Origin of the sequence: Paenibacillus sp. FSL K6-3182, from assembly GCF_037976325.1 — a bacterium.
Lineage (GTDB): Bacteria > Bacillota > Bacilli > Paenibacillales > Paenibacillaceae > Pristimantibacillus.
The window spans coordinates 7,070,811-7,087,668 of record NZ_CP150265.1; the positions used below are offsets into that span (position 1 = coordinate 7,070,811).

Annotated in this window: 16 protein-coding genes; 1 reads left to right on the forward strand and 15 read right to left on the reverse strand. The window is 45.7% G+C overall.

The window, feature by feature from the left end:
* Nucleotides 1–84: 84 nt before the first annotated feature.
* Nucleotides 85–2,271 carry an Ig-like domain-containing protein gene (locus tag MHH56_RS30900; protein ID WP_339205383.1) on the forward strand — a complete coding sequence of 729 codons (2,187 nt, stop codon included), beginning with the start codon at nucleotides 85–87 and terminating at the stop codon, nucleotides 2,269–2,271.
* Nucleotides 2,272–2,417: 146 nt separating this feature from the next.
* Here MHH56_RS30900 and MHH56_RS30905 read toward each other — a convergent pair whose 3' ends face one another.
* The 15 genes from MHH56_RS30905 to MHH56_RS30975 all read right to left on the reverse strand — a co-directional run bounded on the left by MHH56_RS30905 (nucleotide 2,418) and on the right by MHH56_RS30975 (nucleotide 16,787).
* Entirely contained in the window at nucleotides 2,418–2,735 is a 318-nt protein-coding gene (locus MHH56_RS30905) for a DNA-directed RNA polymerase subunit beta (RefSeq protein WP_083681610.1), read from the reverse strand.
* Nucleotides 2,736–2,751: 16 nt separating this feature from the next.
* Nucleotides 2,752–3,594 carry a flagellar hook-basal body protein gene (locus tag MHH56_RS30910; protein ID WP_076266220.1) on the reverse strand — a complete coding sequence of 281 codons (843 nt, stop codon included), beginning with the start codon at nucleotides 3,592–3,594 and terminating at the stop codon, nucleotides 2,752–2,754.
* A 32-nt stretch (nucleotides 3,595–3,626) separates the two neighbouring features.
* Nucleotides 3,627–4,490: a flagellar hook-basal body protein gene (locus MHH56_RS30915; RefSeq protein WP_076266221.1), complete on the reverse strand. Its 864-nt coding sequence runs from the start codon at nucleotides 4,488–4,490 to the stop codon at nucleotides 3,627–3,629.
* A gap of 175 nt (nucleotides 4,491–4,665) precedes the next feature.
* Nucleotides 4,666–5,658 (reverse strand): rod shape-determining protein MreB, encoded by a 993-nt coding sequence (gene mreB, locus MHH56_RS30920; protein WP_076266222.1) that lies wholly within the window; start codon nucleotides 5,656–5,658, stop codon nucleotides 4,666–4,668.
* 124 nt (nucleotides 5,659–5,782) lie between these two features.
* On the reverse strand, nucleotides 5,783–6,070 hold the full coding sequence (gene spoIIID / locus MHH56_RS30925; RefSeq protein ID WP_054025430.1) for a sporulation transcriptional regulator SpoIIID: 288 nt from the start codon (nucleotides 6,068–6,070) through the stop codon (nucleotides 5,783–5,785).
* Nucleotides 6,071–6,262: 192 nt separating this feature from the next.
* Nucleotides 6,263–7,009: a M23 family metallopeptidase gene (locus MHH56_RS30930; protein WP_339205384.1), complete on the reverse strand. Its 747-nt coding sequence runs from the start codon at nucleotides 7,007–7,009 to the stop codon at nucleotides 6,263–6,265.
* Nucleotides 7,010–7,091: 82 nt separating this feature from the next.
* A complete protein-coding gene (gene spoIID, locus MHH56_RS30935) occupies nucleotides 7,092–8,246 on the reverse strand; it encodes a stage II sporulation protein D (RefSeq protein ID WP_339205385.1) in 1,155 nt (384 codons plus the stop codon).
* A 160-nt stretch (nucleotides 8,247–8,406) separates the two neighbouring features.
* Complete coding sequence (locus MHH56_RS30940) at nucleotides 8,407–9,597, reverse strand: ABC transporter permease (RefSeq protein ID WP_339205386.1); 1,191 nt, start codon at nucleotides 9,595–9,597, stop codon at nucleotides 8,407–8,409.
* Nucleotides 9,539–10,306 (reverse strand): ABC transporter ATP-binding protein, encoded by a 768-nt coding sequence (locus MHH56_RS30945; RefSeq protein ID WP_339205387.1) that lies wholly within the window; start codon nucleotides 10,304–10,306, stop codon nucleotides 9,539–9,541. Before MHH56_RS30945 ends, MHH56_RS30940 begins: the two co-directional genes overlap by 59 nt.
* Nucleotides 10,303–11,808, reverse strand: a complete 1,506-nt coding sequence (locus tag MHH56_RS30950) for an efflux RND transporter periplasmic adaptor subunit (protein WP_339205388.1) — start codon at nucleotides 11,806–11,808, stop codon at nucleotides 10,303–10,305. Before MHH56_RS30950 ends, MHH56_RS30945 begins: the two co-directional genes overlap by 4 nt.
* A 234-nt stretch (nucleotides 11,809–12,042) precedes the next feature.
* A complete protein-coding gene (locus tag MHH56_RS30955) occupies nucleotides 12,043–12,423 on the reverse strand; it encodes a hypothetical protein (protein ID WP_339205389.1) in 381 nt (126 codons plus the stop codon).
* A 208-nt stretch (nucleotides 12,424–12,631) separates the two neighbouring features.
* Nucleotides 12,632–13,582 carry a carbohydrate kinase gene (locus MHH56_RS30960; RefSeq protein WP_339209777.1) on the reverse strand — a complete coding sequence of 317 codons (951 nt, stop codon included), beginning with the start codon at nucleotides 13,580–13,582 and terminating at the stop codon, nucleotides 12,632–12,634.
* An 11-nt stretch (nucleotides 13,583–13,593) separates the two neighbouring features.
* Complete coding sequence (locus MHH56_RS30965) at nucleotides 13,594–15,051, reverse strand: glycoside hydrolase family 32 protein (protein WP_339205390.1); 1,458 nt, start codon at nucleotides 15,049–15,051, stop codon at nucleotides 13,594–13,596.
* Nucleotides 15,052–15,075: 24 nt separating this feature from the next.
* Nucleotides 15,076–15,903 (reverse strand): carbohydrate ABC transporter permease, encoded by an 828-nt coding sequence (locus MHH56_RS30970; protein WP_339209778.1) that lies wholly within the window; start codon nucleotides 15,901–15,903, stop codon nucleotides 15,076–15,078.
* On the reverse strand, nucleotides 15,903–16,787 hold the full coding sequence (locus MHH56_RS30975; RefSeq protein WP_076266231.1) for a sugar ABC transporter permease: 885 nt from the start codon (nucleotides 16,785–16,787) through the stop codon (nucleotides 15,903–15,905). Before MHH56_RS30975 ends, MHH56_RS30970 begins: the two co-directional genes overlap by 1 nt.
* Nucleotides 16,788–16,858 lie beyond the last annotated feature (71 nt).

Below are 16,858 nucleotides of genomic sequence, written 5' to 3' on the forward strand. Positions count from 1 at the left end.
TTCACCACCTTCTTACCGTTATAAATAGAATACCAATTACTTTAAACAAGAAAGGACAGGGATGTAGTGAATTTTAGTTTACGCTTGAATAAGTCGTTGAAAATAACTCGCAGGTGGCTTGCAGCTACAATTGCAATCGTAATGGTTATGACTTCCATGACCGGCATTGTCAACGCCGCAGAAGATACGGTTACCGGCCTTGATTTCACCTATGACCCATCGGATTACAACAGCAACACATCATCACTGGAAACATTTGTTGAAGATGATAAGGTTAATCTAGCCGTTTTCGCAACAGGTTCAGGCACTAGAAAAGAAGTTACTGCCGATGCGACATGGAAATCATCGAATACCGCTTTCGTCAAAGTGGAAAAAGGCGTTTTAACGGGTGTGGGCAAGGGAACCGCAACGATAAGCGCTACTTATAAAGGCTTCACCATTTCTATCAAAGCTTCATCTGACTATATCTATGATTCCGTAAGCCTCATGCAGAACGGAGTAACCGCTCCAACAACGCTGGATATCGAGATTGGTCAAAATCTAGCCTTCACACTAAACGGCTTGAAAGCAAACAAAGAGCCGCAAAATGTAACAGGTGACGCTGTCTGGACAACATCGAACGCAGCGATCGCAACCGTGGATGAAGGTGCTATTAAGCTGCTAGGTGTTGGAGCTGTTACAATTACCTCCAAGCTTAAAGGTAAATCCGATGCGATTACATTAAATGTAACCTCTCCTTACAAATCAATTACGATTGATTCAGGAACTTCTGGCAAGCTAGTCGAAATCGACATCGGCAATGATGATAAAGTATTAACCGCATCCGTCAATCCAAAGATCGGTTCGATTCTTGATGTAACAAAAGATGCAAAATGGGTTAGTGCTAATGAAAAAGTTGCTACAGTTAAACAAGGCGTAGTATCTGCAGTAAGCGCCGGAAAAACGACGATCACCGTATCTCATAAAGGCGTTAGTACAACGATCGATGTGGTCATACGTACGCCTTACCAATCAATCAGGCTCTCTCCAGAGAAGGAATATCATCTGCAGCTTCAGGACACAAATCTTCAAGTAACAGCAGATGTGCTCGACAATAAAAATGTCGCTTCTCCAGTAACTACCTTGGCCGATTGGACATCTTCAAACGTTGTAGTCGCTACTGTATCAAATGGATTGGTTAGCCCTAAATCCGTCGGTACAGCTAGAATTACAGCCAGCTACAAAGGTGTAAGCCGCAGCATCGAGATTACAGTGTATCCGAGCATAACTGAACTTAGTATTGAAACGGAAACTATCGATGGTTATACCGATATTAGCGAGGATCTTCCTAGAGTCATGGCAACAACATTTGATGGCTCGAAGGTAGATGTATCCAAAATCGTAAAATGGTCATCCGCAGATGAGAAGATTGCAACGATTAAAGATGGTCAATGGACAGCCAAAACACTCGGAGAGTCCGTTCTTACAGCATCTCTTCAAAACTATAAAGCGGATGTAAAATTAGTCGTTCACATGAAGCCGTTAAAGCTGATTGCCGACGTTAAGGAACTTAGCATTATTTTAGGAAAAGAAACGCCTTTCCCTTCCGTAACCGTTATTAATGAAGACGGAGAAGAAGAGAATATTTCAAGCAGAGTGAAATGGAAGGCTTCATCAGACGATATCGTATTGAAGGAAACGACGATGAAGGGCTTAGATGTGACAAGCATCACGCTCACTGCGACTTACCTGACTAAGAGCGTAACGGTACGTGTAAGAATAGAGGAAGAAATCGTCAAGCTTGTTGTTGACCCTATCTCTCTAGATCTTTACCCTGGTAAATCCAAATCCGTTAAGGTTACAGGTTATTACAAGAGCGGCAAGCAGGTTTCACTAGGTTCAAAAATGAACTGGGAGTCTGGCAATCCTAATATCGCAACCGTTAGCAGCACCTCGGTTAAAGGAATTGCCGTAGGAACAACTAAAATTACTGGTTCATACCAAGGCAAAACAGTCATTGTCCCGGTTGTGGTTTCACCTAAACTGAAATCACTTGTTCTATCCAGCAAATCGGTTCAGCTCAGCCCGGGAGGAAGCTATTCGGCTAAGCTGCAAGCTAACTTTACGACTGGAAACCCGGCTGACGTTACCGACAATGCCGTTTGGACATCCTCCAAAGCGAGTGTCGCAACCGTGGTTAATGGTAAAATCATTGCAGTTAGCAAAGGTTCCGCCTCTATTAAAGCAACCTATGCAGGTAAAAGCGTTACGATTAGAGTAAGTGTAAAATAGTTCAAAAATGCAGCAAGTGAGAAGCTCGTTACCTCTTTACATTACGAGTTTTTCACTTGCACAAATAAAGTATTGATCATCAAAAAAGGGATGCCCGCTGCGCAGCATACACTGCAAAGCGGGCATCCCTTCTTCTATTTAATTGATTACGATTCAGCAAACACTAAGTCATAGAGATGCTGCCATGTTGCCCAGCTAAAAACCTCATCCTCAGGCTGCTTGCCTATTACAGCGTAACCAATGTACAAGCCTGCCACAAGCATAATGATCATTATGAGCGGTACGATGCTTTTGCGCAAAAGCCACAGCAGCATGCTTACCCCTTTGGGCCGTTGCTTCTTATTGGAGCTCTTCTCTTCAGCCTTCACGCGACTGGCGCGCTTCTGCCTCCCTGAGCTTTTCTCTTCCGCTTTACTCCCGGATCCGCTTGCTTCGTGGTCCATTCGCTCATCGGCCATACTCATTCACATCATCCTATCCTTATGCGCGCAGCCCGTTGGTAAGACTCATCATCGTATCACTTGACGATAACGCTCTAGCTGCCAATTGATAAGCGCGCTGCACATTAATAAGCTCGGTGATCTCGTCCGTCAGCTCGACATTTGACTGCTCCAAGTAACCTTGACGCAGCACAATGTTATTTTCCGAGTTCGGCACGGTCTGCTGCACGACATCACCAGCATTAATTCCGTTTGCAACGACAAACAGGTTATCAGAAACAGCAGTTAGTGCCGCAGGACGCGAAGCTTGGAGCAGCTTAATGCTGCCAAGCGGAATTGTGCGCTCGGAAGATACTCCTAGCACCGTTCCATCTGGATTAACCCGCAAACTGTACCCTTGTGGTACTACGATATTGCCCTCAACCACGTTTCCTGTCACAGCATTTCTTACATTAGCTACGACTGGATATCCGTCTTCCGTTGCCAAAATCGTATCACCGTTTGCGCCGACCGTCAACTGAAACGCTCCATTGCGTGTATAAGCACGGTTGCCAGCGTTGTCCACTTCCACCTCGAACAATGCATTTCCCTCGATCGCAATATCCGTGTCCTTATCGGTTCCCTGCATTGGACCTTGGGACAAATTAGGCTGAACCATTGTCATTCTTGAGCCCCAGCCTTGTGTGAAATCCATCGGCGTTTTACGGCCAGGCTGATTGAAAGCTTCAGGCTGAGTTCTTAAGTTCGTAAGAAGATCCTCAAAGGTAGCTTCCTTCTTTTTGTAACCAACCGTATTCACATTAGCTATGTTATCCGCTAGAAGATCCAGCTTTTGTTGAAGACCATTCATCGATACCATAGCGTTAATCATTGAACTGTTCATGTTTCGTGCACCTCCGCTACTTCAACCTGTTGTTACACGCGACCGACTTCGTTGACGGCTTTGCTTAAGCTTTGATCATAAAATTGGATAACCTTCTGGTTAGCTTCATAAGCACGAAGCGCCGACATAAGGTCAATAGCTGCTTGCGCGGTATCAACATTAGAACGTTCTATGTAGCCCTGTCTCACTTCCACGCGTTCATTCGGAGCGATAGCGACAGCTTCGCCGCCCTCTCCCGAGAATCGGAAGCTTCCGTTTCCTTCGCGCACAAGCATATTCGGATTATCAACACGGCTAATTAGCAGTTGAACGCCGATATCTTGCCCATTGGCATCAACGAAGCGCTGATTATCAGTCAGTACAAGTCTGTCTAGACCTACACCGGCAGGCATCCGAATCGGCTGACCATTCGTTCCAAGCACGCTCGAGCCGTCACTACCCATAAGAAAGCCATCCTCGGTCAGCGTAAACTTCCCGCCCCGCGTATACCGAACCTCGCCATTTTGATCCTGCAGTGTAAAAAAGGCTTGAGGCTGAAAAGTAATCTCTCCGTCCGGGCTTATATTTTTACCGGAAGCGTCAAAGGACAACCCGTCTACTTCAATGTTGGAGATCAAAGCAAAGTCAGACGAGTTGTTCGTCTGTGTCAGATCGCCCTGCAAATGAATAGACAAGCTTTCTTCCGCAAATACACCGTTAGTCAGTTTACCGATCTTGGTGAAATTCTCCGGACCAGCGCCTGTCAATGACAGCATCATCTCCGGAAACGAACGAGTTACAGCGTTTGTCTGCTTATAACCAGGCGTATTAATATTCGAAATATTGTTCGTCACCGTATCATGTCTGCGCTGCTGAGAAATCATGCCTGACGCCGCGGTGTACAATCCTCTTAACATCCGTTGTTACCCCCTTAGTGCTTCCAATCGATCCTAGCTATATATGTTATCGGTTGAAAGCAAGGCTGCCTGAATAGCTTGTCCATGCGACCTATGACTCATTTACGCCTCGGCTACGCCCCCCTAAGGCTCCCTACCCGCGCAAATCATCTATTATATAGGCCGCATACGGTCTTTACTTCTTCCCGAGCTTGTCCAAGTTATCTAGAAGGATTCCCGTTCCCTTAACGACGCAGTGCATCGGATCTTCCGCAATAAGCACAGGCACTTTAAGCTCTTCTGCTAAAAGCGAATCTAGTCCGCCAAGCAAAGCGCCTCCACCTGTCAAAATAACACCACGGTCAATAATGTCCGCTGACAGCTCAGGCGGCGTGCGTTCCAGCACAGCCTTAGCAGCCGATACGATGGACATTACGGAATCCCATAGCGCCTCACGAACTTCTCCTGAACGAATCGTTAATGTGAGAGGAAGGCCTGAAACCATGTCGCGACCACGAATATCAATCTCTTCCTGTTTTCCGCCCTCTAGCACAGTACCAATTTTAATTTTGATATCCTCGCTTGTTCTTTCACCGATTAGAAGCTTGTATTTGTTCTTGATAAACTTCATAATCGCATCGTCAAACTTGTCACCTGCGACTTTAATGGAGGAGGCAGTGACAACGTCGCCCATAGAAAGAACGGCTACATCTGTCGTGCCTCCGCCAATGTCAACGACCATATTGCCGCTAGGCTGGAAGATATCCATTCCAGCCCCTATCGCAGCGGCTTTTGGTTCATCCTCAAGAAATACTTCTTTTGCTCCGCTGCGTTCTGCAGCTTCACGAATAGCCTTCTGCTCCACAGAAGTAATGTTGGTTGGAGCACAGATAAGAATACGGGGACGGCTAAACCATTTCCGTCCCTCCACGCGATCAATAAATGCTTTAAGCATAATTTCCGTAATTTCAAAATCCGCAATAACTCCATCACGCAGCGGACGAATCGCAATAATATTGCCCGGCGTTCTGCCTACCATGCGATGCGCTTCCTCGCCTACTGCCAGCACGCGTTTCGAATCACTCTCAATGGCAACTACAGAAGGCTCATCGAGAACAACGCCTCTTCCTTTTACATGTATGGATACATTAGCAGTACCAAGATCAATCCCAATATCCTTGCTCAACATAAGGCTTAAGTCCCCCAACGAATAATAATTACAAAACGTACATTTGGTTCCCTTGACACAGAAACCGCTAACGTTTATTATTCGCCAAAAAAGACAAAATTCCTCTATAATTCGTGAAAAAACTTCAATGCTTTCCTGCTGCGAGCACTTCACGCTTTTTTGTACTCGTTTTTTTATATTTAATTTTGGTCGCTTCTCCTCCCCTCAGATGCCTAATCGATTTGTGGTACTCGAGAATGTGCTTTACCTGATCGGCCAAATCGGGGTTTATTTCAGGAAGCCGCTCAGTTAAATCCTTGTGCACAGTGCTTTTAGACACACCAAACTCCTTGGCGATCGTCCGCACCGTATGCTTCGTTTCCACGATGCAGCGGCCTATTTTAATGGTTCGCTCCTTAATGTAATCGTGCACGTTCCCGCCTCCCTACTCGAGATAGTTTGGTACATTATATGAGTAGGCACCGTATATATTCGTTGTGGCCAAGCTTGACAGGCAGGAATGTGAATAAATTTTCATAAAAACGTAAAACAGGCAGGGAATTGCTCCCCGCCTGTACGACTAAAGTCCTATTTTCACTAACCTGACGTTATGGTTTAACTTGTATTACTCTTGCACTAACGAGCTTGGGTTTATCGCCTTGCCATTGCTTCTTGTTTCATAATGAAGGTGGATGCCCAAATCGCGTTCCAAATCATTGCGACCGGCTTTTGCGATTACTGTACCTTGCGTAACATCATCGCCTTCTTTAACTGTTACATCCGCTAAGCTTTGGTAAACAGTCACTAGACCGCCCTCATGTGTGATTTCGACGGAGTTGCCGTTAGTTGGATGCTGCTCCACATAAGTAACCTTGCCTGATAATGCTGCAAGCACATCAAACGTTTTTCCATTTGGGTCAACAAAGTCGATACCCATATGAGGAGAGAACTTGTCACCCGTTTGGATCAATGCAGCTTCGCGTTCTGCGTCACTTGCTTTTGCATCGTAGAATGGAAGCTCTTCTTTAAGCACTGTTTTGTCAGCTAGCGGCCAATGGATCGATTCGTTGGCAGCAATAACTTCTTGCACTTCTTCATCCTTGCCTTGCGTTCCTGACGCTTCCCCTTGTGTAACTTCAGAAGGCTCGGTTTTTCCTGTTGTCGCTGTCGGTTTCGTATCCGCCCCCTGATAGATCCACATTAAGGTTACGATAATTGCTGCCGCGGCCATGAAGATTGCTGGAGATACCCATCGCTTTGCAAAAAGGTTCTTCCATCCACTGCTAGATTTGGCGGCAGACGTTCCTCCCAGAACAGTTTTGGGAGTTTCTTCTGGTCTTTGCTTCGGTTTACTTTGATTTTGATCATTCATTTTCTATCACCTCACTAGCCATTGTTACCAGATCTGCTAGGTTTATACGTGAGGTGAATACGAAATATTGAAAGAGTTCAAATTACGAGCGAGCTCTCAGCTCTTCCGATAGCTTCGAAGCTTGTTCCACTTGAACGCTAGAATAATAATGAGCCAGAATAGCTTCGGCTTTTGCCCCTGATTGCGCCATTCCATTGGCTCCCCACTGGCTCATGCCGACGCCATGCCCATAACCAAAAGTCGTTATGGATATCGATTTATCTTTTATATTCCAAATAAATTGAGAGGAAGCAAGTCCTAGCAGCTCTCTCACTTCTCGGCCTGTGAACGTTTTGTCTCCGATAATCATCTTGCTGATTCGTTTTCCTTCTGTCTTCTCTATTACACGAATGGAAGGTTTGGCAGAGTCCTTCTTCGCTACTCCTAGCTTACTGTAAAACTCGTTAAGCGACAGCTTGACCGTTTCTTTATATTTCGGCGACAGATCTTTGTCCCATGGGCTTGCCACGCTGCGCAAATATGGAATTTCTTGCGTCCAATAGTCCTCCGAGTTTTCGGTGAATCCATTGCTGGTAGAGAAGAAAGCGGCATCTATCGGTTCGCCTTTATAAGTGATAACCTTGCCCTTCGTCTGAATGATCACTTCATTGAGCTTGCTCATATTGTTTTTCTGCTCATTCTTTGGCCATTTGGCTGCGAGCTCTGCAACGGAAATATACACTTGATGATCGGTCGTGTCCGTCACATCCGCTCCTTTTACCGGAACTCCGCTGTCATTGCCAAGAAAAATTCTACGAATCATATACGTACGTGCTGCAATGGCTTGCGCCTTTAACGCCTCAAGCTCGAATCCGATTGGCATTTCCGCAGCTACTACACCGCGAACATACGCTTCAAGCGGAACTCGCTCTATCCGCTTTTCCTTCGTCAAATAAACACGAATAACGAGACGATCAATCGCATCCAGCGTTTCTCCATGCTTCCCATCACCAGCCGTTGGCCGTTTTAAAAGATCATTTTCAGAAGATGGAATGAGCGCATCCACATCATCCAATATGCCCGTTTTCGGCATCGTTTGATTACCCGCTTTAATAGATGCGTTGTCTGTTAAAGGCCTAGCAGCCTTCGCATCGTGAAGCTCGTCAACTGAAAGCCTTACTAGAATGACAGATGCGCCAAGCATCGCTCCGATTGCAAACAAGGCCATCGGTCTGCTTGTCCGTATACGATCGATCATCGAAACTATTGAAAACGTCCCTCTTCTTCGCCTCATGAGCTCTCCTTCCATCTTGGCCGGAAAAAGGAAGCAGGAAGCAGCCACTGCCGCCCCCTCTCTCTTAATACGGGTCCTGATGGTTCATTCTATGAGCACAAATAATAGGGTAGAACCTTAAAGTCTAATCATGGCGAAGCGCGTCAACCGGCCGCAGACCAGCCGCTTTATTTGCAGGCAAATAGCCAAATATAACGCCTACGAGGGCAGAAAAGACAAAAGCTAGCCATACAGTATCTAAAGGTACTTCCGTTTCCGTCTTCATAATCATTCCAATAGTAAAAGAGGCGATATATCCAAGTCCAATTCCTAGTGCGCCTCCCAAACCGCTGATGCACACCGCCTCTACTAGAAATTGAAACATAATATCCCGCTTTTTTGCTCCCAATGATTTACGAATGCCAATCTCTCGCGTTCGCTCTGTTACAGACACTAGCATAATATTCATGATGCCGATTCCACCTACGATAAGAGAAATGATCGCTACATAAATGAGCTGCCTGTTCATCGTTTCATTAACGGAATTTAATGTTTTCATCGCTTCCTCTTGATTAAACACCCTGTAGGCATTCTCATTGCCTCGGAATTTCTCATAGAGAACAGCTTCTACGGCAGTAACCGTCGCAGCCATACGATCTATATCCGAGACAATTAAGTTAATAGTAGAAACGCCGCTTGTTTGAAATATTTTCTGAGCTGTCGTTATCGGAATTAATATTTTCTCGTCATTTGAGCCGCTGAGTGAGCTTCCTTGCGATTCCAGCAATCCAACAATCGTGAAATTATAACCGTTTATAGTTATCTTTTTCCCTACTGCCGCCGCAGGGTCCACTCTCTCATCCTCAAATAAATCCTTCGCGGTCTCCACACCAATAAGCGCAACCTTGGTGTTGTTTGTTATATCTGGAGAGGCGATATATCTGCCATCCTGTACGGGAAAGCTTTTCACTTCCTCATAAGCGGCGGTTATTCCTTCTACGGTAACGGATACCTGCGTCTTGCCGTATTTCGCATATCCTGTTGTGCTCGTCACAGGCGCAACACCCGCAATATTCATAACATCACCAAGCTCATTCGCTTCATCGACTGACAGCGTCGTAACTGTTCCACGTCCAAGAATATTAACGGAAAGCGAGTTAGGGCTGCCAAGGGAAGATACCTGCTTAGCCACTTCATTGGAGGAAGCCTTTCCCATAGCAACAAGCGCAATGACCGTTGCAACACCAATCAATATACCGAGCATCGATAATATTGTTCTAAGCTTGTTGGATAAGACGCTCTTGACTGCCATCCTGAGACCTTGCGTAAGCTTCATCGCTGTCCCTCCTCTCTTGCTCCCGCTCCGTCAACACCCCATCCCGAATAATGACCGTACGGCTTGCTCGTTTGGCTACTTCCATATCATGTGTAATCAAAACGATAGTCTGACCTGCGCGATGCAGTTCATCCATCATATTGAGCACTTCCATGCCTGTCTTAGAATCAAGCGCGCCTGTTGGTTCATCGGCAAGCAGTATAGGCGGATTAGTCGCCAGAGCGCGCGCAATGCCAACACGCTGCTGCTGCCCGCCCGACAGCTCGTTTTGGCGATGGTTCATTCGATCACCGAGCCCTACTCTATCCAGCGCTTCCATCGCGCGCATACGTCTCTCCTTGCCCGGCAGCCCCCGATAAATAAGCGGAAGCTCGCAGTTCTCAAGTGCTGTGAGCTTCGGAAGCAAATGATACCCTTGAAAAATAAATCCAATTTTTTTATTTCGTATTTCTGTCAGTTTATTATCGCTTTGTCCAGTCACCTCAAGCCCCTCAAGCTTGTAGCTTCCTTCGCTCGGCAAATCAAGACAGCCAATAATATTCATAAGCGTCGATTTTCCAGAGCCGGATGGACCCACGATCGCTAGAAAATCACCACGTGCAACCGTAAGAGAGACCTCATGGAGCACTGTCATTTTTTCACGCGCCATCGTATAAAACTTCGTGATCTTGTTCATTTCTATTAATGATGCATTCAGCGTTGAACTCATCGTGGACCACCTGTTCCAGTCCGCATTCCTCCGCCCATGCCTCCTGGGAAGACCATTACGTCGCCAGCAAAGCCGCCCTGCCGCATTGTCATCTCCGCAGAGCTGCTGCCCATGCCAGCCGTTCCTTGGGCAATCGGAACAAGCACACTGTCCCCTTCTTTTAGCCCTGAGACAATTTCCACAAAATTTTCATTGCTGAGTCCTGTGGTCACCTCAACCAGCTGGCCGCCAAGCGCATCCGGCTTGCGGCCGCCACGACCGCCAGCTGCAAATCCGCCACCAGCGGCTGCACGACCTGCTCCCGATTGTCCTGCTGAAGCCGAACCATCAGCTGCAATGGATTGACCTGTGCCTGCTCTTGCACCATTACCTTGCGCACCCTGAGCACCTTGCCTCACAGCTCCTGTTCCCGTTCCCCCCGTCGGAGCTTTCTGTGCTCCGCTTGTTGTAGTGCCTTGTCCCATCGCCGTTCCTTGTTTCCCGTCTGCAGATCCACCAGGAGCACCTGCCCCTTCTTGCTGCTGCCCAGCCTGTCCAGCGCCTGCCGATGTACCCGCTCCGCCATTTTCGGACGGAATACGAACGAAAGATCTTGTGCCCATTTCGACGACGGCATTTACCGGAACAAGAATGATGTTTTCCTTAGACGCAATCGTAATGGCTGCTTCACCAGACATCCCCGCCTTCACGCCTTCGATGTTTTTTAGCAACAAATTCACTTCAAATGAAGATGAACCGTTATTGGAAGTACCCTCCATCGCAATATCCGATACGGTTGCATTGATCTTCTTGTCAGTCAGCGCGCTTAAGGACAAATCTGCCGATTGATTAACCTTTAAAGCAGATATATCAAGCTCATCCACAGATGTAACAAATTCCAGCTTCGTATAATCTACAATTGTAGCTATTGCCGTATTGGCATTCACCTCATCGCCTACCTCAATAGACATTTCGGTAACTTCGCCATCTATGGAGGCTGTCACTACTTTTTCCTCTTTTTCTTGTGCTTCATAGATATCTTGCAGTTGATCTTGGTAGTCTGCGATCTCATCGTTTGCATTTTCAATATTCTTTTGAAGCGATGCCTTCGTGGCCTCTTCGTTTTCACTGCCTGTAGCTTCCTTATAGCTTTGTTGGTATTCAGTAATCGTTTCTTGTAGTTTTGTGATGCTTTTATTGATCGATTTTATTTTGTCATCATTGTCGTCCGCAGACTCAAAGGTAACAAGAATTTGTCCCGCTTTAATTTTATCTCCTTTTTTGACATTCACAGTAGCTATGGTGCCGCTCTTGCCAGCAGTCACCGATTCCCTCGAATTAGCTGCTACCAAACCTGTCCCGGTAATTTGTTTTACGATTGACCCCTTTGTCGCCTGCACCGTCAGAGACGTAGGCATTACACCTGCTGCTTCCTTATCCTTAGCAAAATAAAAATAATAGGCACCTGCTCCAGCTGCGGCTAAAATAATTAAAATGCCGAGCCCTATCGTCCACTTCTTCATCTGCTTTAATCCACCTTCCATTGGTCTTAGTGAGATCGACTATAGCATTCAAAAATGAACGGAAGATGAACAAGCTTGACGACAAAAAGCCCCCATCTAGTGTTCATTTGGGAGCAGGCGTATGATGTAAAAGATTACGTAAGGCGGCAAAAGTTCAGTAATAATAGGGTTCCTACTGAATAACGATATAAATGGAATAATAAAAGAGCGGAAATCCCTCTCCGCCCTCATTCTTTATATTCTAGTGAATTGGTGGTATGTTTTGCGGTCAATGAAGTTACTCATGACAGCCTTAATTTCATCCTCCGTCAATCCAACGGGCTCGCCATCTTCATCTGTTCCAGTGAAAATAGCATTTCCAATAACCGATACTTTAGGCTCGTATTCTTCTTGGTTTCTGATTCGCGATTTCTCGGTCAGATGGAAATTGAATGCTGACCCATCGGACTGCAAATCCATGTTAAACCATAAAACAACGTCATTCCATATCGTGATTGATTCTACGTTACCTTCAGCTATTTCATCTAATGCGTCATAGATGTTTCCCTTTATCTCTATTTCTTTTACTTCTAATTCTTTTTCGATTTCTGCAACAATGACTTTCATCGTAGCCAATGGACAACACACCCTTCGTTCTGCCAAAACCATTATTTTAATTCATTCTATGACAAGTACTTACCCAATTACAAACTTTCACTTGCATGCACATTTATTAACGTTTGCGAGGACTTATAGCCATTCAGTCGTTCATTCAAAAAAGAGTATGTTTCATTCTCCCGAATTGGCGAGAAAAAACATACTCTCTAAATAGATACAGCTTTGATTACAAAGGAGGAAGCTCCTGCAAAACAGGCAGCGACGAAATCGCGCCTGCTCTTGTTGTCGTAAGAGCAGCGGCGGCGTTAGCAAACGAAACCAAACGTTTAACCGTATCAGCATTCATTTCGCTTAACGCCTCTTCACTTCGCTGCATCTGATACAGCAGCGCTCCAATAAAAGCATCGCCAGCCCCAGTCGTATCCACAACGGCTACTTTCTGGCCAGGAGTAGATACTTCGTAGGAAGACGTATACCACACCGCACCCTCCGCTCCCTTTGTGTATACAACAGCTTGAACGTCTCCGACAAACAAAGAAGCAATAGCCTCTTTCTCGTCTTCAATTCCCGTCACAAAAGCAAGCTCATCCGAGCTTATTTTGACAAGATGGCTCAAAGGAATGAATTGCAGTATCGTTTGTCTGCACTGCTCGTGATCTTCCCATAGCGGCAGGCGCACGTTAGGATCAAAGCTGATGAGTCCTCCTGCTGCTTTCATCCCAGCAATCGCTTTAAGATGCGCATATTTCACAGGAGCTTCAATAAGATCTACTGAGCAATAGTGCAAAATATCTCCCTTAGCGAACCACTCTTCGTTAATCTCATCCTCTGAAAGCAGCATATCGGCACTTGGATTTCGGTAGAAAGAAAAATCGCGGTCACCGTCGGCTTTTAAGCTTACAAACGCAAGAGCAGTATTTGCTTCATTCGTTTGGAGCACATGCTGGGTATCAACACCTGTCGCTTTCATCGTTTCCAAGAGAAAGTCACCGAAAGCATCTTTACCCAGCTTGCCTATGAAGGCACTGCTGCCGCCTAGCTTCGCAACCGCACAAGCAACATTAGCTGGAGCGCCGCCTGCTTCCTTCGTGAAACCAACGACATCTTTGAGCTCAATGCCGCGAGTATCCGGAATAAAATCAATTAATGCTTCACCAATCGTATATAGTTTAGACAGATTAAGCCCCCCTAGCTGATGTCCCATTTTTTAAAGGATACCATAGTACAAGCACCTTCTGCGTAAGCGAATATGCCGAGAGATTCAGCACCTGGGTAAATACGGCCTGTCATCACCTTCTCGCCGCCTTGAATGAACACCTCGACGGAGGATTTATCGACGAAGATGCGCAAAGCAAGCAAACCATCCTTCAGTTCAACACTCGTCCTGCGCTCACCGCCAAGACCGATCCCTGACTTATCGCGATTAAAACGGAATTTGCCTTCTGCTTGCTGATAAGACAATACGGTTTCTTCCTCGCCGTGCACCCTCAGCTTCAAACCAAATTCCTTGGCTTGATCTGCCTGGAATACGACCTCAAGCTCATAACAATCGCCGCTAACTCCCATATCTTTAACAATATCTGATAAGTTAATATCGCTTGCCTCATAAGCATTTTTCCGGTAATTTTTCATTTCCTCAAGCGGCTTGAACAATAACGACTCACCCTGCAAAATAACTTCACGCGGCAAAGTCATAGCGCCGGCCCAGTAATGCCCAAGCTGCGTCGGAATTTCTTGTTCCCATGCCTCCATCCAACCGATGATAATGCGTCTGCCTCTTTCATCAACTGTTGTCTGCGGAGCATAAAAATCAAAGCCGCAGTCAACCGGCTCATACCGATCATACTGAAAGCTGCTTTGCTTAATATCCAAGTGTCCAATCATATAGGTAGTGGAATGCAGATTACGATAGTCATCTCCTTGCGCTGGCATACGCTGCGGCGACATTACCAGCACATCACGCCCTCCGAGCTCAAACAGATCAGGACACTCCCAGTTGTCGCCAAGCTTCCCATCACTGCGCGCGATTTCCCCACTAAAACTCCAACTCACAAGGTCTGTTGAACGATATAGCAAAATCAGTCCGCTGCCCCGTCCATCATTTGACCCTAAAACGGCATAATAAACACCGTCGCGCTCGAATACCTTCGGATCTCGGAAATCCTTCTGGCTGAATCCTGACGGTATTTGGTCTGAACCAATGACAGGATTGCTAGCCAGTTTCTCAAAATGGATGCCATCGTCGGAAACAGCGATATTTTGATTTTGACTATAATCAAGCTCCCTATTAGGCCCCGTTATCAAATGTCCCGTATACATCAAATACAACTTGCCATCCCGCTCAACAGCACTGCCAGAGAAGCAGCCGTCACGGTCATAGTCCTGATCGGGCGCAAGTGCAACCGGGAGGTACTTCCACTTGATGAGATCATGGCTAACCGCATGTCCCCAGTGCATAGGCCCCCATACGGGCTGATAGGGATAATGCTGATAGAACATATGGTATTCACCGTTATAATAAACAAAACCATTCGGATCATTCATCCACCCAAACTCGCTCATTAAATGATAAGCAAGGCGGTATTCCTCTTTCAACAAATACTTGCGTTCTGCAATAAATGTGTCGGCATTTTCTCTTGTATACAAAATAAAGCATCCAACCCTTACTTATTATTTAATTGAGCCTTGCATGACCCCTTGGATAATATATTTCTGCGCAAACAAGTAGACAACAAGCACAGGCAATATGGTCAGCATAAGCCCTGCCATTAATGGTCCATAATCAACCGAATACGTACCGAAGAAATAGAAAGTAGACAACGGCAGTGTCCGCTCATCCGGCGAAATCAACACGAGGGAAGGCAATAAAAAGTCATTCCAAATCCATAATACATTCAAAATGGCAATCGTAACCGTCGTCGGAGCAAGCACCGGAAATACGATACGGAAGAAAGTTTGCGTCCGCGTGCAGCCATCGATAAGCGCCGCTTCTTCCAGCTCGGCTGGTATGCTTTTTACAAACCCATGATAAATAAAGACGGCCAGCGGACTGCCAAATCCGACATACATATAAATAAGGGCCCATTTGCTATTAAGAAGACCAATGGTTCCGTATATTTTGACGAGAGGGATCATAATGGCTTGGAAAGGTATGATCATAGCCGCAACCATAAGGAAAAACATATATTGGTTCGTTTTTGTTTGGTTTCGCACAAAATAATGAGCCGTCATTGCCGCTAAAATAGAGATAAGCACAACGCTAAGCACAGTTATGACTACAGAGTTCATAAATGCCGATATGAAGTTCATTTTTTCAAATGCATTTGTGTAGTTCGTGAAGCTTAGGCTATCCGGCAAGGAAAGCGGACTTGATGTGATTGCCTTGTTTTCCTTAAATGAGTTGATGAACAGCATAAAGAAAGGAACGACGAACAGAACTAAAATAACGAAGAGGGCGATGAACTTTGTCCATGCGAGCCATTGGTTCTTTTTCTCCATCACGCCTCAACCTCCAGCTTCTTGCTAAAATAAACCTGTGCTATGGTAATCGTCGCCACCAGCAGGAACAGAACAAATGCTTCTGCTTGGCCTACGCCATAATCCCGCGATAGAAATGCCTTCTCGTAAACATGCATCGATACCATTTCCGTACTTTTGAACGGTCCGCCTTTTGTGAGTGAAACGTTCAGGTCATAAACCATAAAGCATCTTTGCAGTGATAGGAAAACACAGACGATAAACGATGGAACCATCAGCGGCAAAATCATTTTGCGCATTTTCGTCCATAGGCTCGCACCATCAATACTTGCTGCCTCCAAAATATCCTTAGGCACATTCATAAGCCCAGCTACATAAATAACCATCATATAACCGGCATATTGCCATACCGTGACGATAATCATCGACCAGAAGGCTTTGTCCGGGTCAGCCAGCCATGAGGAGCTGAATAACGGAATACCCCATTCTTTGCCTAGATACACGAGTACATTTGAGAAAATAAATTGCCATACAAAGCCGAGTACAATGCCGCCTACCAAGTTGGGAATAAAGAAGCCAGCTCTAAAAATACTTTGCCCCTTCAATCCTCTCGTTAATACGTAGGCTAGCAAAAACGCAACTACATTAATAAGAGCAACTGAAATAAAAACATATTTTAACGTAAGCAAAAATGATTTCCAAAAAACAGCATCCTTGAATACCGCTACGTAATTCTCAAATCCAACCAAACTGCTTGTCGTCGATATGCCATCCCAATTCGTAAAGGTCAAATAAATCCCATACAAGAATGGAATAATCATTACAGCAAGAAAAGCAAACAAAGTCGGTCCGGTAAACAGCAGCCGCAATCGCAATCGATTCCACAGCCCTTTTTCCGTTATCATCATGATCCCTCACATTCAAGCATGGTTTTGTAAGTCAAAATACGATAAAGAGTAAACAGCTTACCCCGTCG